The sequence below is a fragment of the Corynebacterium sp. MSK032 genome (assembly GCF_030232065.1).
Classification (GTDB): domain Bacteria; phylum Actinomycetota; class Actinomycetes; order Mycobacteriales; family Mycobacteriaceae; genus Corynebacterium; species Corynebacterium jeikeium_D.
The window spans coordinates 91,807-110,057 of record NZ_JASPJR010000004.1 but is presented as its reverse complement, the minus strand read 5'-3'; the positions used below and the strand labels follow the sequence as shown (position 1 = coordinate 110,057).

General features: G+C 59.1%; 16 protein-coding genes. 5 read left to right on the top strand and 11 right to left on the bottom strand.

What is annotated here, in order from left to right:
* Positions 1 to 11: 11 nt before the first annotated feature.
* Complete coding sequence (locus QP995_RS03700; RefSeq protein ID WP_016422826.1) at positions 12 to 1,433, bottom strand: NAD(P)/FAD-dependent oxidoreductase; 1,422 nt, start codon at positions 1,431 to 1,433, stop codon at positions 12 to 14.
* A 187-nt stretch (positions 1,434 to 1,620) separates the two neighbouring features.
* Between QP995_RS03700 and QP995_RS03695 the strand changes: the two genes are divergently transcribed.
* Both QP995_RS03695 and QP995_RS03690 read left to right on the top strand, forming a co-directional pair.
* A complete protein-coding gene (locus QP995_RS03695; protein WP_284852916.1) occupies positions 1,621 to 3,075 on the top strand; it encodes a class I SAM-dependent methyltransferase in 1,455 nt (484 codons plus the stop codon).
* Positions 3,076 to 3,192: 117 nt separating this feature from the next.
* Positions 3,193 to 4,902, top strand: a complete 1,710-nt coding sequence (locus QP995_RS03690) for an FAD-binding dehydrogenase (RefSeq protein WP_070546159.1) — start codon at positions 3,193 to 3,195, stop codon at positions 4,900 to 4,902.
* 38 nt (positions 4,903 to 4,940) lie between these two features.
* Here the strand turns inward: QP995_RS03690 and QP995_RS03685 are convergent, their stop codons facing one another.
* Positions 4,941 to 5,225 carry an Lrp/AsnC family transcriptional regulator gene (locus QP995_RS03685; RefSeq protein ID WP_005511316.1) on the bottom strand — a complete coding sequence of 95 codons (285 nt, stop codon included), beginning with the start codon at positions 5,223 to 5,225 and terminating at the stop codon, positions 4,941 to 4,943.
* A gap of 174 nt (positions 5,226 to 5,399) precedes the next feature.
* Here QP995_RS03685 and tpx point away from each other — a divergent pair, with 174 nt between their 5' ends.
* Positions 5,400 to 5,897 (top strand): thiol peroxidase, encoded by a 498-nt coding sequence (gene tpx, locus QP995_RS03680; protein ID WP_049170506.1) that lies wholly within the window; start codon positions 5,400 to 5,402, stop codon positions 5,895 to 5,897.
* 64 nt (positions 5,898 to 5,961) lie between these two features.
* On the opposite strand, the gene QP995_RS03675 is transcribed toward tpx, so the two are convergent.
* Entirely contained in the window at positions 5,962 to 6,999 is a 1,038-nt protein-coding gene (locus tag QP995_RS03675) for a hemolysin family protein (protein WP_197914486.1), read from the bottom strand.
* 3 nt (positions 7,000 to 7,002) lie between these two features.
* Complete coding sequence (locus QP995_RS03670; RefSeq protein WP_284852915.1) at positions 7,003 to 8,439, bottom strand: hemolysin family protein; 1,437 nt, start codon at positions 8,437 to 8,439, stop codon at positions 7,003 to 7,005.
* Between the two features lie 15 nt (positions 8,440 to 8,454).
* Here QP995_RS03670 and QP995_RS03665 point away from each other — a divergent pair, with 15 nt between their 5' ends.
* Complete coding sequence (locus QP995_RS03665) at positions 8,455 to 8,664, top strand: hypothetical protein (protein WP_141737797.1); 210 nt, start codon at positions 8,455 to 8,457, stop codon at positions 8,662 to 8,664.
* Between the two features lie 196 nt (positions 8,665 to 8,860).
* Here QP995_RS03665 and QP995_RS03660 read toward each other — a convergent pair whose 3' ends face one another.
* The 3 genes from QP995_RS03660 to QP995_RS03650 all read right to left on the bottom strand — a co-directional run bounded on the left by QP995_RS03660 (position 8,861) and on the right by QP995_RS03650 (position 10,390).
* A complete protein-coding gene (locus tag QP995_RS03660) occupies positions 8,861 to 9,079 on the bottom strand; it encodes a hypothetical protein (RefSeq protein ID WP_070602658.1) in 219 nt (72 codons plus the stop codon).
* A gap of 190 nt (positions 9,080 to 9,269) precedes the next feature.
* The gene (locus tag QP995_RS03655; RefSeq protein ID WP_070653051.1) at positions 9,270 to 9,980 is read right to left on the bottom strand and encodes a YceI family protein; all 711 of its coding nucleotides are present in this window, start codon (positions 9,978 to 9,980) and stop codon (positions 9,270 to 9,272) included.
* 17 nt (positions 9,981 to 9,997) lie between these two features.
* Complete coding sequence (locus tag QP995_RS03650) at positions 9,998 to 10,390, bottom strand: hypothetical protein (protein ID WP_224783748.1); 393 nt, start codon at positions 10,388 to 10,390, stop codon at positions 9,998 to 10,000.
* Between the two features lie 81 nt (positions 10,391 to 10,471).
* Between QP995_RS03650 and QP995_RS03645 the strand changes: the two genes are divergently transcribed.
* Positions 10,472 to 10,861, top strand: a complete 390-nt coding sequence (locus QP995_RS03645) for an RNA polymerase-binding protein RbpA (protein ID WP_005511311.1) — start codon at positions 10,472 to 10,474, stop codon at positions 10,859 to 10,861.
* 322 nt (positions 10,862 to 11,183) lie between these two features.
* On the opposite strand, the gene QP995_RS03640 is transcribed toward QP995_RS03645, so the two are convergent.
* The 4 genes from QP995_RS03640 to cobN form a co-directional block, all read right to left on the bottom strand.
* A complete protein-coding gene (locus QP995_RS03640; RefSeq protein WP_016422816.1) occupies positions 11,184 to 11,996 on the bottom strand; it encodes a polyprenol monophosphomannose synthase in 813 nt (270 codons plus the stop codon).
* A gap of 12 nt (positions 11,997 to 12,008) precedes the next feature.
* Positions 12,009 to 13,697: an apolipoprotein N-acyltransferase gene (lnt, locus tag QP995_RS03635; protein ID WP_016422815.1), complete on the bottom strand. Its 1,689-nt coding sequence runs from the start codon at positions 13,695 to 13,697 to the stop codon at positions 12,009 to 12,011.
* 38 nt (positions 13,698 to 13,735) lie between these two features.
* Positions 13,736 to 14,356 carry an FxsA family protein gene (locus tag QP995_RS03630; RefSeq protein WP_016422814.1) on the bottom strand — a complete coding sequence of 207 codons (621 nt, stop codon included), beginning with the start codon at positions 14,354 to 14,356 and terminating at the stop codon, positions 13,736 to 13,738.
* Between the two features lie 98 nt (positions 14,357 to 14,454).
* Entirely contained in the window at positions 14,455 to 18,105 is a 3,651-nt protein-coding gene (gene cobN / locus QP995_RS03625) for a cobaltochelatase subunit CobN (protein ID WP_284852936.1), read from the bottom strand.
* Positions 18,106 to 18,251: the final 146 nt, after the last annotated feature.

Below are 18,251 nucleotides of genomic sequence, written 5' to 3'. Positions count from 1 at the left end.
CTGCAAGTTAACTACTTGTTCCTTTTTGCGCGGTGCTCGCGGCGAGTGTCGCGAACCTCCAGCGGCAGATCCTGCTCAGCCTTGTCCTTGTTGAACTCGGCCAGGCGGTCGATGGCGTTGCGTGCGTACATCTGCTGGCGGGTGGAAACCATCTGCCAACGGTTGCGGTCCAGGACGTTCAGGCCCCAGCTGACGCAGGAGACGAGGCGGTTGCGGAAGCCCACCAGGAACATCAGGTGGACGGCCAGCCACAGAATCCAGCCGATGAAGCCGGTGACCTCAACCTTGCCCATCTTCACCACTGCGGAGAAGCGGGAGACGGTTGCCATGGAGCCCTTATCGAAGTACTCGAACGGCTGACGCTCAGCGACATCGCGGCCGTCGGCCTCAGCTGCAATGTTGGCGGCGACGTACTCGCCACCCTGAATAGCAACCTGAGCAACACCCGGCAGGTTCTCGCGGTTGGACATGTCGCCCACGACGTAGACGTTCTTGTAGTCACCAGCTGTCATGTCCTCGTTGACAACGACACGGCCAGCGCGGTCGGTCTCGGCGCCAGTCTGCTCGGCAATCATCTTGCCCAGCGGGGAAGCGGACACGCCGGCGGACCAAATCTTGCAGAACGACGGGATGAACTCCTCGGTTCCATCCTTCATGTTCTTGTAGGTGACTCCCTCTTCATTGACGTCAGTCACCATCGCGCCCAGCTTGACGATGACGCCCATCTTCTCCAGGGACTTCTGAGCCTTGCGGCCCAGACGCTTGCCAAACGGCGGCAGAACCTGCGGTGCGCCGTCGAGCAGGACGACGCGTGCAGCGTGCGGGTTGTAGCTGCGGTAGGACGATGCGAGGGTGCGGTTAGCCAGCTCGGCCAGCTGGCCAGCAAGCTCAACACCGGTCGGACCAGCGCCGACAACAACGAAGGTCAGCAGGCGCTCGCGCTCAGCCGGATCGTTGGTCAGCTCGGCGCGCTCAAACGCGCCGATGATGCGGGCACGGATTTCGAGTGCGTCGTCGATGTTCTTCATGCCCGGAGCAAACTCGGCAAAGTGATCATTGCCGAAGTAGGACTGGCCAGCGCCAGCGGCAACCAGGAGGTGGTCGTATTCCCACTTGGAAGTCTGGTGACCCAGTTCCGAAGTCACAACCTGCTTTTCGACGTCGATGTCGGTGACATCGCCCTTGACAACACGAACGTTCTGAACACCGTCGAAGATCGTACGAGTGGACGGAGCGATTTCGCCCGAGGACAGGATGCCCGTTGCTACCTGGTAGAGCAGTGGCTGGAACAGGTGGTGGTTAGTGCGGTCGATGAGAGTGACGTCGACCTCGGCGCCCTGCAACTTCTTCGCCGCGAACAAGCCACCGAAACCCGAACCGATGACGACCACGTGCGGGCGTCCGGAGTGCGGGCGGTACGGAGTCTCGGTCATGTATTTTCTCCTCACAGACTTTAAAGTTCTCGAAGTTTTAGATTCGGCTTTTAGCCGGCAAGCCACAATAGTAATCCTCTCGGTGCGCCACCGCCTATTCTGGGGCCCTGCGCGGTAGGCTTCGAGAGCAAACTCAATTCGTTATTCGTACCTTTATGCGGCGCGATTGTTAGGAGGTTCGGGCAGGGTGAATTCGGCAAGCCGGCAGGCAATTGACGCAGAGCGATGGCCTCGGGTTGCGCGTATTCCAGAGGGGCGTTTCCTAGCGAAACGTGCCGAAATGATGGAACGCTCTTTTGAGCGGCTCTGCCAGGACAACGGCATTGAACTGGTCGAATCCGGTGAGTTTGTCGGAGAGTCCTTCATTACTCGGTCGACGGGTGACGCCGATTTGGCTATCGACGGAGTCGGTGGTGCCAGCTCTAGCGGCGGCAGTGAATCTCCCACTAGTTCTGAATCGTTTCGTCCAGTCATTTTCAGCGTCATTGATCCTGTTTTCTATTCTCGACTAGCTGATTCAGAATGGCTCGGATTGGGGGAGGCCTATCTCGCGGGCGAATGGTCCAGTGATGATTTGCCAGAGCTTCTCAGCCGACTGCTCAGCGCCGAGCTCGATATTGCTTCGTTGGGGCCGCTGGCACGTGGTCTGATGAAAGTCGCGCGTTCACGTCCGCGTCTCGATGGGCCAGATATGGCGGGAGAGTTGCCGACCTCATTGCTCGAGCTCTATTCCGGCGAATTGCTGATGGGCGGTTCCGGCCTATTCGCCTCCGGAGTGCGTACCTCGTCGCGGGAACAGATTCAAAACTATGCCCGTGGTGCTGGCAAGGGTGGGGTTGCCTCGCACTGGTCAGTTGACGTGACTTATGTCGATGCCCCGAAATCCGTCGCGCGTGCCGATTTTCTGCATGCCCAGGTGCGCAATATTGAGCACATCCTCGATCTTGCTCGAGTCCGGGCCGGAGACCGTGTCGCCGAATGGCCGTCGGCAGGCGGAGAAATTGCCCTTCGGGCTGCAGAAAGGGGAGCGGGCGCGGAGGTTATTACCGTCTCTGATGACCACACCGAAACGGTGCTGGAACGGGTGGAAAAAGCCGGATTGCGCGGCGCGGTCGATGTGATCCAGATGGATCGCAACATTCCGTCGCCACGCGAATTCGAGTCCGACTTCGAGGCGGTTATCAACGTCGGGCGTCTGGAGACCTTCGGTCGTGCAGGTGCGCTGCGCTGGCTGAAGAGCGCCGAGCGTCTGCTTGTCGACCGCGGCACCATCGTAGTCCAAATGGTGGTAGCGACGGACAAATTCGATGCGCTCGCCGAGCGCAGCTTGGACCTCGTACGCGCTTACGTGTGGCCGCAGCTGCAGCTTTTCACCATGGAAGAGCTGCGCAAGATGGTGGACCGGGAAACCGGCCTGCGCATCGCGGCGGAAGAGTACATTCCGGCGCACTTCGCGACGACCTTGCAGCTCCAGCGAGATTTCTTTGCGGCGCATGCGCGTGAAGCCGCTGGTATCGGCTACGACAGAGTGTTCCGGAGGATGTGGAATTACTATCTGTCGCTGTTTGAAGCGCTCGTGCGCGCAGAGAAAGTCACGCTCGTACAGGTCGAGCTCGTGCATGCGCCACGCAGGCCTCACTAGCAGTGGGCGGCTCCGGGCGCGTTGGAAATTCGCCAGATAAATAATGCCTGTAAAAATAAATCACGTTTTTAGGCAAAACCACCTCAAAGGTGATGTTTAGGGTCTAAAAACGAAACTATGAACGCACAGAGCACCACACGTACTGCAGACATTGTTGTCGTCGGCGCCGGACTTGCCGGATTGGTCGCGACGTATGAGGCCACGCAGGCCGGCAAGAAGGTCATCCTTGTCGATCAGGAGAATGCCAACAACCTCGGCGGACAGGCTTTCTGGTCGCTGGGAGGAATCTTTCTCGTCGACTCGCCAGAGCAGCGCCGCCTGGGAGTCAAGGACAACCGCGAGCTCGCTGAAGCTGACTGGTTCAACTCCGCGCAGTTCGACCGCGAGGAAGACAACTGGGGACGCAAGTGGGCCAAGGCCTACCTGAACTTCGCGGCAGGGGAGAAGCGTGACTACCTCCGCAATCTCGGCGTGAAGTTCCTGCCTGTCGTCGGGTGGGCTGAGCGCGGTGAAGGGCGTGCCGACGGTCACGGCAACTCGGTACCCCGATTCCACCTCACCTGGGGCACAGGCCCCGAAATCGTCCGCGTATTCGCAGAGCCGGTCGCTGAAGCTGCGAAGAAGGGGCTGGTGGAATACTGCCATCGCCACCGCGTTGACGAGTTGATTGTCGAAGATGGCCGCGCCGTCGGCGTGCGTGGCAAGATTCTGGTTCCCTGTGAATCTTTAGAGCGAGGAGTGGCGTCGTCACGCGAGGAAACAGGGGAGGACTTTGAGATCCGCGGGTCGGCCGTGTGCATTGCGACGGGCGGTGTTGGCGGCAACCTGGAAGCCGTGCGTAAGTGCTGGCCGACCGAGCGCCTGGGCGAGATGCCGAAGGACATGGTCTGCGGTGTGCCAGAGCATGTTGACGGCCGTGGTATCGAGATTGCAGAGCAGGCCGGCGCAAACCTCGTCAACCGTGACCGCATGTGGCATTACACCGAGGGCATGAAGAACTGGAATCCCGTGTGGCCGAATCACGGTATCCGAATCATCCCGGGGCCGTCGGCCATGTGGTTTGACGCAGAAGGAAGCCGCCTGCCAGCGCCATATATTCCGGGCGCCGATACTGTCGGCACGATGAAGCACATTCTGGCCACCGGACACTCGTATTCCTGGTTTGTGCTGAATAAGAACATCGTGGGCAAGGAGTTTATTTTCTCTGGCTCAGAACAGAATCCGGATCTGACCGACAAGGAGATCAAGAAGCTGATTGGCAAGGTGACCTCTGGTGTTGCCGCACCTATTCAGGCGTTCATGGACAACGGCGAAGACTGGGTGGTTGCCGACAATCTGCCAAAGCTGGTCGAGGGGATGAACGAGATTGTGGAGGCGAGCTCGGGCGGGGAGTCCGGAGCCGCAGCGCCGAAGATTGACCTGGAGAAGCTCGAGGAGCAGATTCGTCAGCGCGATATGCAGACCGGTAATCCCTTCTCCAAGGACTACCAGGTCAATTACGTCAACGTGGCCCGGAACTTCCTCGGGGACAAGATCATCCGCTCCGTGCCGCCATCACCGATTTTGGATCCGAAGAACGGCCCACTGATTGCTATTCGTCTGCGCATGCTGACCCGCAAGACGCTCGGTGGCATCGAGACCACCCTCGACGGCCAGTGCTTGCACCCGGACGGAACACCTTTTGAGGGGCTCTACGCTGCAGGCGAGGCCTCTGGCTTCGGTGGCGGTGGCGTTCACGGCAACAACGCGCTGGAAGGTACATTCCTGGGCGGCTGTATTTTCAGTGGCCGCCAGGCAGGCCGCGCGATGGCGGAAGTGGTTAAGTAGCTACCGCATACCGCACAGTTCGGTAGAAGAATCCGCGACTACTCCAGCCCGATGGAGAATGCACTTTCCAGGTCGTGCTGAGAGTAGGTGCGGAAAGCCAGCTGAGTCTGAGTGCGAATAACACCGTCGACCTTGCTGATGAGATTTGGAATGATTTCCGCCAAATCATCGTGATTAGTTGCGCGCACCACGACGACCAAGTCCCAGTCACCAGTAACGGAGTAGACCTCAGTCACGCCGTCGATCTCGACGATGGTCTCGGCGGCCTCCGGAATCTTGTCAGCTTCGACATCGATGGACACAATTGCGGTAATCAAACTCATGGCTGCCTTTCCTCGGAGTTTAAACGTGGGGCCCGCTGAATAGCGTGGCCCGGACCGCAAGGTACGCAAGATTGCTCAAGATACTGCGGCCCGGAATTTCATTTCTGTCACGATTCTACTGATTTCCAGGAAACAGCCTGGAGGATCCGGACGAAAGGCGGTAAAAAGGGCGCTATGACACAAACCGCATTTCAGTCCAACCCAGTCCAGCTTTCCGGAGACCTGCCCGAGGTGGGCAACAAGGCTCCGGAGTTTACCCTCACCGGTGGTGACCTTGGTGAGGTCACCAATGAGACCTTCGCTGGTAAGAAGGTCGTCTACAACATCTTCCCGTCCGTAGATACTGGTGTTTGTGCAGCTTCGGTGCGTCACTTCAACGAGGACGCTGCTGGGCTGGACAACACCGTCGTGGTTAATGTTTCGCGTGACCTGCCGTTCGCTCTCGGCCGCTTCTGCGCTGCAGAAGGCCTGGACAACGTTGAGGTTGCCTCGGACTTCCGCCACGGCTTCGGCGAAGCCTTCGGTGTTGTCCAGCAGGATGGCCCGCTCGCTGGCCTGCTTGCTCGTGCCGTAGTCGTCACTGACGAAGAGGGCAAGGTCATTTACAACCAGCTGGTCGATGAAATCACCACGGAGCCGGACTACGACTCCGCACTGGCTGCACTGAAGTAATTAGTTAACTAGCTTTCAGCAGCAAGTAACCAGCTGGAATCGACGGGGCTCGTCGGCGCACTCGCTAGGCTGTTGCCTGGCGGACTTCGCCGACGAGCTCTTCTAGTACGTCCTCCAGTGCAACGATTCCGCTGACAGAGTTCTCCGAAGTACTGTTTTTCGCCGTCACCAAGGCGAAGTGAGCCTGCTCGCGCTGCATAAGCCGCATGACCGTCTGGAGCTTGGCATCCGGGCTGACGCTTGCGAAGGTGCGAATCAGGTTCCGCGGGAAGGGTCGGTCGCGGTGACCGTCGTCAAGCGAGAGCAAATCCTTGACATGAAGGTAGCCGATGAAGCTGCTGTCGGCATCGGTGATGGGGAAGCGGGAAAAGCGCGTGCGTGCGCTGAGCTCTTCGATGTCGGCGACAGTGGCGTCGGGGCCAATGGTGACGAGGGTGTCGAGTTGCATAGTGACATCCGCGGCGGTGAGATGCTCGAAGCCGAGAGCTTTGTGGAGGAGCGCGAGCTCGTCATTGTCGAGAAGGCCCTGACGCCCGGACTCGGCGACGAAATCCTGCACCTGACTAGCGGTGAAGGAGGAATCGACCTCGTCCTTCGGAGTGGCGCGAAGAACCTTGCGAACCACGATGTTCGCGGTCGTATTCATCGCCCAGATAACCGGATTGAGCACCCGCACAATCACATACAGCGGAATAGCCACGAACTTCGCCGTCGGGCTGGGGGCCGCAATAGCGATGTTCTTCGGCACCATTTCGCCGACAACCATGTGTAAGAAAGTGACAATCAGCAGTGCCAACGCCAGCGCAACCACGTGGGCGGTGCCCGCGGGGAGTCCCAGCGCTGTCATGTAGGGCTCGAAGAAGTGCGCAATCGCAGGCTCGCCGACGGCACCGATGAGCAGGGAACAGGCGGTAATGCCAAGCTGTGTTGCCGCCAGGGAGACTGACACGTTTTCGATACCACGCAGCGCGTACTTTGCGCTGGTAGAGCCGCTGACGGCATCCGGTTCAATTTGATCGCGGCGAGCCGAGACCATCGCAAATTCAGCGGCGACAAACCAGGCATTGAGGGCCAACAGCAAAATAAGAGTAAGTAGTGGCATGTTCTAGCCCTCCTTTTCGCTGTTGTGCTCGACGTGGTTGTGACTGGTGCCGTCCTGGTCAGCGCCTTCATCCGTGCGCGTGACCTTGTTGCCGGCGCGGTCCACCTGGACACGAATACGGCCAACGCGGTGACGCGCCATGCGCTCGACTCGAAAAGCAACTTCAGCGGTGGTAGGCAAGTTCTCGTCATCGAGGTTTTCATGGTCGGTGGCTTCGACCGTGACGGTGTCGCCGAAGCGCGGCATGCGATCTAAGCGCTCGGTGATGAAGCCGCCAATCGTGTCGGATTCTTCGCCCTCCGGTAGAACCAGATTCAGAATCTCTCCCAACTCATCAGGGCGCATGAGACCGGAAACAATCACCGTATTGGGGCTAATCCGGCTGTAGAGCAACGAACGATCGTCCTGTTCATCGTCAATTTCACCGACGATTTCCTCGACGAGATCCTCCAACGTCACAATGCCGTCCGTGCCGCCGTACTCATCGACAACCACCGCGAACTGGTATGCATCCTCACGCAGTTGACGCATCAGCGGATCAAGTGTGGTCGAGTCGTTCACCACGAGTACATCTTTGGCCAGGCTCGCAGCCGACGTCGTCAAGCGTTGTGCGTGTGGCACGCTGAGCAGGTCGGTGTAATGCACCACGCCGCGAATGTCGTCGACGCTGTTGCCGACGACGGGGAAGCGTGCATGTCCAGAATCTGCGACGACCGTCAGCATCTCTGCGACGCTCTGATTTTCGATAAAGATAATCTGCGTGCGTGGCGTCATCACATCAGCCGCCGTGCGCTCGCCGAACTCAATCGATCGTGCCACCAACTCGGCGGTCTGCGGGTTAATCTTTCCTTCATCGCTAGAGCGCGTGACGACGGCACGGAGTTCCTCCGCGGTCCTGGCACTGGCGACCTCTTCCTCAGGGGAGAAGCCGAGCCGTTTTAGTACCCAATTAGCCGCGCTGTTGAGCAGCCAGACCAGCCAGCCGAATGCGAACATGAAGGCATTTTGCGGCCTGACCACGAGGTTTGCGACTTTCGTGGGCTCGGCGATGGCCCAGTTTTTGGGGACGAGTTCGCCAAAGACCATTTGAGTGAAAGTCGCGATAATGAAAGCGCCCGTAGTGCTGATTGCAGTGACGGTGGCGGGAGAGATGCTAGTGCCACCAAATGCGGCTTCGAGGAGCACGCCGAGGGAAGGCCCGGTAAGGAAACCAGCGACGAGGCTGGTGACCGTAATTCCCAGCTGTGCGCCGGAGAGGTTTGTAGAGGTGCGTGATAGAGCACGGTCTACTAAGTATGCGGACTTTGAGCCGGCGTTTGCGGCCTTCTTGACATCGTTCCTGTTAACCGTGAGGTAGGAAAACTCGACAGCAACGAAAATTGCGTTGGCGAAAACGAGGAATAGAAAGACCGCTAAGACGATGAGTGCGGATACAATCACGCGGCATCACCTGAAGTGTTCGCTGCGTTCGCTGAGGATGCTGCGGCGGTTGCTGCGGTGATTGCGCTTACTGCGGCTACAGAGAGCCCGTCAACGTTGGCGCGAGGCTCTGGGTCGTCGGACGAGCCAGATCTATCTGATGTGTCGGATGTATTGGGTCTGTCTGAGCTGCTGGATGTGTCTGAGAGTTCAGGCATGCGGGAAATCTTACTAAAAATTCCTTAGACCTGACGGCAATGGCGCATCGGCGGTAATGGGGAGGACGGGATCCTAAGGGCAAAATGTCATAATGTATATTATCGGACAAATACTGAAAGTGGTTGGCCCTGCGGTTTTCTGAATTTCCAGGCCTGTCGCCTTTTTCGCCGCCGCCTTTTCTGCTGCCGTGTTCTATCTTGGCGCTTGATCCATGCCGTCGGGCTTATTGCTTATTGGCCTTGGCGTCCGATGCAAGCTCATCCGCGTTGCGAACGGCAATCTCTTCCCGCAGTCGCTTGTTCTGCCACAGAGTCATGCCAATCAGGAATACGCCGACAGCCGCGAGCCACCACACGCCCTTGTAGGTCACGAACGCGATGAAGATAATCAGTAGTACCATTCGCACCTTTCGTGCGAGCAACATTGCTTCGTAGGTGTTCATATCGTTGTGACTCCCAACTGGTCTACCAAAATTGTTTTTGGCAGGATTTCTGTGGTGTGTGACTAAATGGCTTTATTGCGTCACAGTGACGAATCGAGGTGTATTTTCGCTGGCTATAAGCCTCTTTGGATTAGCGCTACTGCGATTTTCTTTAGATGGCGGTGCCTGCCAGCCGCGAAACCTACCCGTCCTACGCGTCCTGCTTCTCTGCGACAATGCGTAGATTGAGTTCGCCGTTTTCCTCGATGGATGCAGCTACAAACTGTGGCAGGCGCACGTTGTAATCCAGTCGGTTGATTGGCAGAGTGCCCGACAGCAAAACCAGGTTTTCGGTACGAGCGGCCTTCATCGGCACGGTGACATCATTGGTGACACCGCGGATGGTCAGGCGTCCCGGAATCTCGATATTCGCCCACTGGCCGTTATCTGGAATGTTTGAAATATCGAGCGGCTCTGCAAGCTCAAACTTAGCTTCTGGGTACTGCTCAACACTGAAAATATTGTTGCGGACATTGATGTCACGACGTTCAATATCGCTAGTCAGAGTTGCCATATCAACAACAACGGATGCGTCCTCAAGATTGTTGTTAGCAACCTTCAGCTCGCCGGTGACATCGTGGGTGGAACCAGACGTCGTCCGCCTGCTGCCCGGCAGTACCTCATTAAAAGTAAAGCCAACGGAGGTGTTCTGTGAGTTATCGCCACCGACAATCTTCCAGGTGCCATTCGCATCAGTCGTTGCTGCAGGCAGCTCCGTGGCCTCGAAATCCCCAGTACGCACCCCTTCATGCGTGAAAACGCGATACAAAACTGGCCCCACAATAACAATTGCGAGCGCAACAACTGCAACGGCTATCAAAGTAATAATTGACTTACGGACACCAGAATTCATAGTGCTCATCCTATCCTTTTAATCCGCTATGGGATAAACCGTTCCACTTCACGCGTTTTCATAATCAATTCCTGCGTAATCTCCTGCAGGACGGCAGTCTCCATGCCGTCGTCAAGCGCGGTGCGCAAGTCTTCGGCGAGACAACGTACTTCGAAGAGCCCGTCCCCTATTCGCTTTACGACGTCATCGCCCGCCGGCCTGCTCGTGGCATCGGTGGCGGTCTTCAGCGTGAGATCCGAATTGATTCGCTCGGCAATCGGCCTGGAAGCGCCTTTTGCTACGCCAGTGCGTTTTTCATACGCGCGCTGCCGGCAGGCTTGGCTGCAGAACTTGCGACGGCGACCGCGGATAGCGACCTCCATTTCGCGGCCACACCACTGGCAATTGGCGGTAGTTGTGCTCGGCTTTTGATCTGACACAGAAGTCAATTATGGCATGAATACAGATTAAGGCGTTATAATGTGTGGTCTAGTATTTCTACCAAAGGGGGCACGTTCCACATGGCAGATCGAGTTCTTCGTGGCAGTCGCATGGGCGCCGTTTCGTATGAGACCGATCGCGATCATGACCTCGCGCCGCGAATGATGGTCCGCTACCGCACTGAATCCGGTGAGATCTTCGAGGTCCCATTCGCGGATGACGCGGAAATTCCAGGTGAATGGCTGTGCAAGAATGGCCAGATTGGTGAGCTGGTTGAAGGCGAAGGCACTGAAGCCAAGCCGGTGAAGCCGCCGAGGACTCACTGGGACATGCTCCGTGAGCGTCGCTCCATCGAGGAGCTCGACGTGCTGCTGGATGAGCGCGTTGACTTGCTGCGCAAGCGTCGTCGTAACGCCGCTCGCCTGCTGAAGGCTCAGAAGGAAGCCGAAGAAGCAGAGAAGAACGCTTAAGGTTTGAGCTGGCTTGCGCTAGTGAGCTTTAGAGCTTTGTAGCCGTCAATCAAACACTGAAATTCGGGTCCGGATAAGGTTTTGCTCCTTATTCGGACCCATTTTTCGTTGGTGCCTGGCTGCGGCGGGCCGAACCGAGTTACTGACTGCGTTTATGACAAAAATGGCCTGAAAAATGGCCTGAAACTGTCATAAACTAAGTCAGTTTCACATTTGCAGCCCCCATTCATACAGGCAGCCCCCATTCATACAGGCAGCCCGCAGTCATACAGGCAGCCCGTCTCCACACGGGCAGGCCGCAATCTTTGGGGCTGCCCTAGCCCTACTTGCGGAATCGCTGCTTAAACTCGTGACCAGCCAGGCGACCAATCTCCGACCCCAGGTTTTTTACCTGCTGCGAGCGGTGCTTGAATCCCCACTTGGTGACCTGCAGCAGAGACTGCTTCACAAAGCTGCCATCCATCTTGGACTCGCCGTACTCGCGCTCAGTAAAGGTGATCGGAACCTCCTCCACCAAGAAGCCCGCCTGTACAGCCTCAAAAGCGAGCTCGGTCTGGAACAGGTACGCAGCCTTGCCAATGTTCTCGAGGTCAAGGGTTTCGAGAACTTCCCGTCGATAAGCACGGTAGCCAGCGGTGATATCCGAGATGCCCGCGCCGAGCGCCAGCGAGATGTAGAGGTTGCCGCCGCGGGAGAGAACCTGACGGCTCATTGGCCAGTTGACGGTCTTGCCGCCCGGAATGTAGCGGGAACCGATGACGACATCGGCACCGTCCTCGAGCTTCTCCAGCAGCAGATGGAACTGCTCTGGTGCGTGGGAGCCGTCGGCATCCATCTCGCAGAGAACCTCGTAGTCTCGCTCGAGACCCCAAGCGAAGCCCGCGCGGTACGCACCCCAGAGACCGCCCTTGCCCTCGCGGTGCAGGACGTAGATGTGTTCTTCGCCGTTGTCCGACTTGTCAGCGGCAGCGATTTCATCGGCGAGCTCACCGGTGCCGTCTGGTGAAGAGTCATCGACAACCAAAATGTCGACGCGAGGCTCCGCTGCGCGCAGGCGTGCAATCACGCCCGGCAGGTTTTCCCGCTCGTTGAAAGTGGGAATGACAACCAGCGTCGACTCATTTAGGGCAGTCACTCGTGATTCTCCTTAGTGCATGTTCTGCTCAGTATCCCGGCCATCAACTTCATCTGCGCCTGCCCTGGCATCTCCGCCACGGCGACGCAGGACGGCACCAACCACACAAAGAATACCGAATGCGGTCAGTAGACCTTCAATCCACGTCTCGAAGCGGGCTGCAAAAGTCAGGTGGGCGTACTGAGGCAGAGTTTCAGTGAGTACCTTCTGCTCGAAGATTTTGCTCTGCTTTACGACGTCTCCGTGCGCATCCACAATCGCGCTCACACCGCTGGTTGCGGCGACGGCCGTGGAGCGTTGGAACTCCATGGCTCGCATGCGGCTCATGGCCAGCTGTTGGTAGGTCATGTCGGTGAAACCGAAGGTGGCGTTATTTGTGGGCGTGGCCAGCATGGTTGCGCCGTGGTTGACCGCGTTGCGGAAGGCGCCATCGAAGACCACTTCGTAACAGGTGGCCACGCCTAGATTGACCTTCTTTAAACCATCTGTGCCTGGCGTTGTGACCACGGCATCGCCGTTGCCCGGAGTCATGTCTCCGGCGTGAGCGACCATGTCGGAAAAGTGGCGCAGTAGCTCGCGGAATGGCATGGTTTCGCCGAAGGGCTGGAGATAGATTTTCTCGTGCTGGTCGCCGGGGCCGGTCTGCGGATCCCAGACCACCATGGTGTTTTGCACCCCATCGGTGTAGGTAAAGGTGCCGACCACGATGGGAGCGCCAATATTCATCGCGGCGTTTTCGATAATGCGTGCCGCTTCCCCATCCGTAAACGGGCTGACATCGGAGGAGTTTTCGGGCCAGATGACGATATCCGGTTGCTGTTCCTTACCTTGGTGGACACGTCGTGCCAGCTCATTGGTGGCATCGGCGTGGTTTTGCAGGACTGCGCGGCGCTGGGCATTGAACTCTAAACCGAGGCGAGGAACATTGCCCTGGATAACCGCGACACGGGTGTTGTCAGCGGCCGTAGGCTCAGGCAGTGGTTGGGTCCACGCAGGAAGAACCCAGCCGACGAATAACGCTCCCACCAAAAGCGCAGCGGAGGTTGCATAGGAACGTAGCGTGAGCGCGACCAGTCCCGCACCAACGCAAGCAGCGAGGAAAGTGACCAATGCAGTGCTGCCGATTGCCACTGCTGGGGCCAGCGGGCCGTCGACCTGCCCCCAGGCAACGCGGAGCCAGGGGAAGCCTCCGAAAGGCCAGCGGGCTAGCAGCGCCTCCCCTGCCACGAGCGCAGCGGCCATGCCAGGGAGCTTCAGCGCGAGGGGGAAACTGGATTGGGCAATCAGCCACATCGCAAGCGCCGCCGGAATTGTCAGGAGACCCAGCACAATTGAGAGCGCCACGTAGGGGCCAATGCCGACGAAGGAGCCGATCCACGGCAGTGAGAAAAGTGCCGTCGCTGTTGCCCAGCTGAAGCCCACCACTACGCTGGATTTCCAATCGGCTGCGCAGAAGAAGGCAAAAATGAGCAGGGCGAGGCCGATCCAGGCCGTCCACCACCAGCTCATGGGCGCATAGCTTAAGAACTGCAATCCACCAGCGAGGATTGCAATGAAGGCGAGAACGAGGCGCTGCTTTAGTGGGGTAAGCGCGCGAAAGCGCGCCTGCCAGCGATTCGGATTCTCCGGAATGCCTTTCGAAGCGTCTTTCTGAGCGACGTTCCCGTGCTCGCTGGAGCGCGCTTGGCGGTTAGTGTGCACTTGTATAAGAGAACTCTCTACGTTTGCGAGTTTTTGAGTTAGCGCTTGTCGCTGTCGTCCTGGTCATCATCCCAGGCGTTGTCCGGTGCCGGTGGGACGATTTTATCCTGTGGGAAGGCCTTGCCATCCGCACCCGGGAAACCACCAGAGAATCCAGGGAAACCCGAAAAACCGCCAGCACCAGCGCCAGTTCCTGGAGCACCGGGGTTCATGCCGTACTGAGAGACCACCATCATGCTGCGGTCACTGAAGTTGCGGAGTCCGTTGAGCAGCGCCACCGATCCGCTCTTACGAATCAGCCAGCGAGTCGGCGGTAGCACCATGAGGAAACCAACAACGGTGGTGACGACGCCCGGCAGGGCAATCAGCCAAGAGCCAACCAACAGAATTGCCGAGTCAGCCACAAAGTGTCCCGCGCCCTTTGCCGAGCGCTTGATTGCCTCCTCCGGATGCTTCTGTCCGTACTCAGTAAGAGTACGAGAAGTATCCAGCAGCAACTTCTGGTAGATGCGCTTGAACTCGATGGCGGCGAAAACCAATCCCAGAATGAATAGACCCAGAACCAGCAGGACGGTCCAGCCATAGCCAATCCATTCACCAAGTGCGATAAAGGCCGCAATCTCGGCGATGAGGTAAATAATTGTGAACCACTTGCTCATAGTTCCCCAGTGTAACCGCCACTAGATGAGCAAGTGGTTACGGCTATCGGCCGGTTAGACCACGACTAGCGGTCGCCTACCGGTCGCCTAGCGGTTACCTACCGGTCAGCGCGCTCCTCCAAGTCGCCCTCTGTATCCAGGTAGGTCTGGCGCAGCAGATCCATGCGTTCCTGGTCGGGGTTTTCCCACATACCGCGCTCGGCGGCCTCCATCAGGCGCTCGGAAATATCGTGCAAAGCCCACGGATTCGACTGTTCAAAGAACTCGCGGTTTTCCGGGTTCGCAACGTACTCGTCGGTAAGCGTTTCGTACATCCAGTCATCCATGACCTGCGCCGTCGCGTCGTAACCGAAGAGGTAGTCGACGGTTGCGGCCATTTCGAAGGCGCCCTTGTAGCCGTGGTTACGCATTGCCTGCATCCAGCGTGGGTTGACCACGCGGGCACGGAAGACGCGTCGCGTCTCCTCGTGCAGGGTGCGGGTGCGCACGGCGTCCGGGCGGGTGGAATCGCCCACATAGGCCTCCGGAGCGGAACCCGTCAGTGCGCGGACCGTGGCGATCATGCCGCCGTGGAACTGGAAGTAGTCATCGGAGTCGGCGATATCGTGCTCGCGGGTATCGGCATTCTTCGCGGCAACCTGAATACGGCGGTAGGCCGTCTTCATGTCGTCAGCTGCCTCTTCCCCATCGACACCGCGGCCATAGGCGTAGCCACCCCAGGTCGTGTAGACCTTTGCCAGGTCCGCGTCATCGCGCCAGGAACCGGAATCGATCAGCTGCAGCAGGCCAGCTCCATAGGTGCCCGGCTTGGAACCGAAGATGCGACGCGGGCGCTCCTGCTGGTCGGCCTTCGCATGGGCGCGCACGTAGTTGTCCTCATCGGATTCATCAAGCTTGACGACGAGCTGAAACGCATCATCCAAAAGGTCGATAACATGCGGAAACGCATCACGGAAGAAGCCGGAAATACGGACGGTCACGTCAATGCGCGGGCGGCCCAGCTCCTCCAGCGGAATCGGCTCAAGGCCGACAATACGGCGAGATGCGTCATCCCACACCGGATGCACACCAATCAACGCGAGCACCTCGGCGATGTCATCGCCCGAGGTACGCATGGCGGAAGTGCCCCATACCGACAGACCAACCGACTTGGGGTACTCACCGTGGTCGGCGCGGTAGCGCTCAATCAGGCCATCGGCGAGGTTAACACCGGTTTCCCAAGCCAGGCGCGACGGCACCGCCTTGGGGTCAACCGAGTAGAAGTTGCGGGCAGTCGGCAGTACATTGACCAGGCCGCGCAGTGGTGAACCAGAGGGGCCAGCTGGAACGAATTCGCCATCGAGAGCGGAAAGAATGCGCGGGATCTCCTCGGCGGTAGCAGCCAGGCGCGGGAGAATTTCGTCGCGGGTGAACTGCAGCAGCTCGACAACCTGATCAAGGCCGTTTGGTGCCGCGATATCGGCAAATTCCTCGGAGCCGAGCACATCAGCCGCGATCTGTGTCACCGGTTGGTCGGGATTCTTCACCACGGCGGTTACCAGCGCCGTAGCCAGTGCATCGATAGAGTCCACAGCGTGGCGTTCATCGGTGCCATCCTCGGCCAGGCCGAGAGCTTCGCGCAGGCCCGGCAGGGTCTGCTTGCCGCCCCACAGCTGGCGGGCGCGCAACATGGTGGTCACAGTGCCGATCAGGGATTCGTCTTCCGGTGCCTGGCTGAGCACGTGGAGGCCACCGCGGATGGCGACGTCCTTAATCTCGCAGAGCCAGCCGTCGACATGCATGAGCATGTCATCGAAGACCTCCTCGTCCGGGCGCTCGTCCCAGCCGAGGTCGCGGTCCATCTTCGCGGCGGTCAGCAGCGTCCAAATCTCCTGGCGGATGGCCGGCAGCTTGGCCGGATCCATGGCGGAGATGTTCTGGTGCTCGTCGAGAAGCTGTTCCAGACGGGTGATGTCACCGTAGGATTCGGCGCGGGCCATTGGCGGAATGAGGTGGTCGACAAGCGTGGCGTGAGCACGGCGCTTGGCCTGTGTGCCTTCGCCCGGGTCGTTGACCAGGAAGGGGTAGATCATTGGCAGCTCGCCGATGGCAGCATCCGGGCCGCAGGAAGCGGAAAGGCCGACGGTCTTGCCCGGCAGCCACTCCAGGTTGCCGTGCTTGCCCATGTGAACCACGGCATCGGCGCCGAAACCGCCCTCCGCCTGCGGCAGCGACAGGAAGCGGTAGCAGGCCAGGTAATGGTGCGTCGGCGGCAGATCCGGGTCGTGGTAGATACCCACCGGGTTGTCACCGAAACCGCGCGGTGGCTGCACCATGACCACGACATTGCCGAAGGTCAGGCCCGCAATGTAGATGTCCTGGGTATCCGGGTGGACGTACAGGGTGCCCGGCGCGGCACCCCACTTGTCCTGCATGTCGGAGCGAAGTTCTTCCGGCAAGGTAGCGAAGAACTTCTCGTAGGTGGCAGCGGGCAGGCGAAGCTCGGCTGCCTCCATAACCTCTTCGGTCAGCCAGTCCGGGTCCTGGCCGCCGGCCTCGATGATGGCGTGCATGAACGCATCTGGTTCATCGGCACCATCCTCGGCGGTGGCATATCCGGGGATTTTGGTGGTGTCGCCGAGGTTGTATCCGGCGTCGGCAAGCGCGTGCAGCACCTTCAACGTGGATGCTGGTGTGTCCAGACCGACAGCGTTGCCGATGCGGGCGTGCTTGGTCGGGTACGCAGAGAGCATGACGGCGACGCGCTTGTCAGCGTTGTTGATGTGGCGGAGCGCGGCGTAACGGGTGGCGATGCCGGCCAGGCGGTCGCAACGCTCGAGATCCGGGACGTAGGAAATGAGCTCGTCGGAGTCGATTTCCTTAAACGAGAACGCGACCGAGATGATGCGGCCGTCGAATTCGGGGACGGCGACCTGTGTTGCGACGTCCAGCGGCGACAGACCTTCGTCGTTGTCCTCCCATGCCGCCTTGGACGAAGTCAGGGCCAAACCCTGGATGATGGGAATGTTCAGGTCTGCGAGTGCGGCGACATCCCAGCCGTCATCGTCCTGGCCGGCCTGCGCGAGTGCCGGGCGGTTGCCGCCAGCGGCGAGCACCGTGGTGATGAGCGCGTCGCAGGAAGCTAGCTCTGCCAGCAGTTCATCGCTGGCGGTGCGCAGGGACGCGGCGAAGATAGGCTTGGCGACGTAGCCGCGAGCCTCGACCGCGTCAGCAAGCGCCTCAATGTAGTGCGTATTTCCCGCCAGGTGCTGGGCGCGGTAGTAAATAATGCCGACGGTGCCGCGGGAATCTTCCGTGGCCACCTTGGAGTCGCGCTCCAGGAAACCCCAGGCCGGCATGCGAGTGGGCTCTTCAAAGCCAAGACCGGTCAGAAGCAGTGTGTCCGACAGGAAATTGTGCAGCTGTGCGAGGTTCTTTGCGCCGCCTTCCGCCAGGTAAATGTGCGTTTGCGTGGCGACGTTTGCGGGAACTGTCGAATACTCGGTGAGTTCGGCATCGGGTGCCTGCTCACCGGAGACGAGGACGGTGGGAATACCGGAGTTCACAAAGTAGTCGATGCCGGATTCCCAGGCGCGGCGGCCACCGAGAAGTCGGATGATGACGACATCGGCGCCGTCGGCAAGCGTGGGCAAATCATCGTCGAGCAGACGCGCCGGGTTTGCCCAACGGTAGGACACCTCCGGGTTGGCCTGAGCGGCCGCGCGGGCGGACAGAAGGTCGGTATCCGAGGTCGACAGCAGCAGAATCACGGTGTAGTCATTCACTTCCTGGGGAGCAACGCGTCCCCGGTCGGCGGGAGTCTGCCTTCTAACCGATGACGAGGTCTGACTGTGACAGTGGCGCGACCGTGCGGATTTTCACCGAGCTTCTCGTCAGCGGCATGGCAGTGGATTTC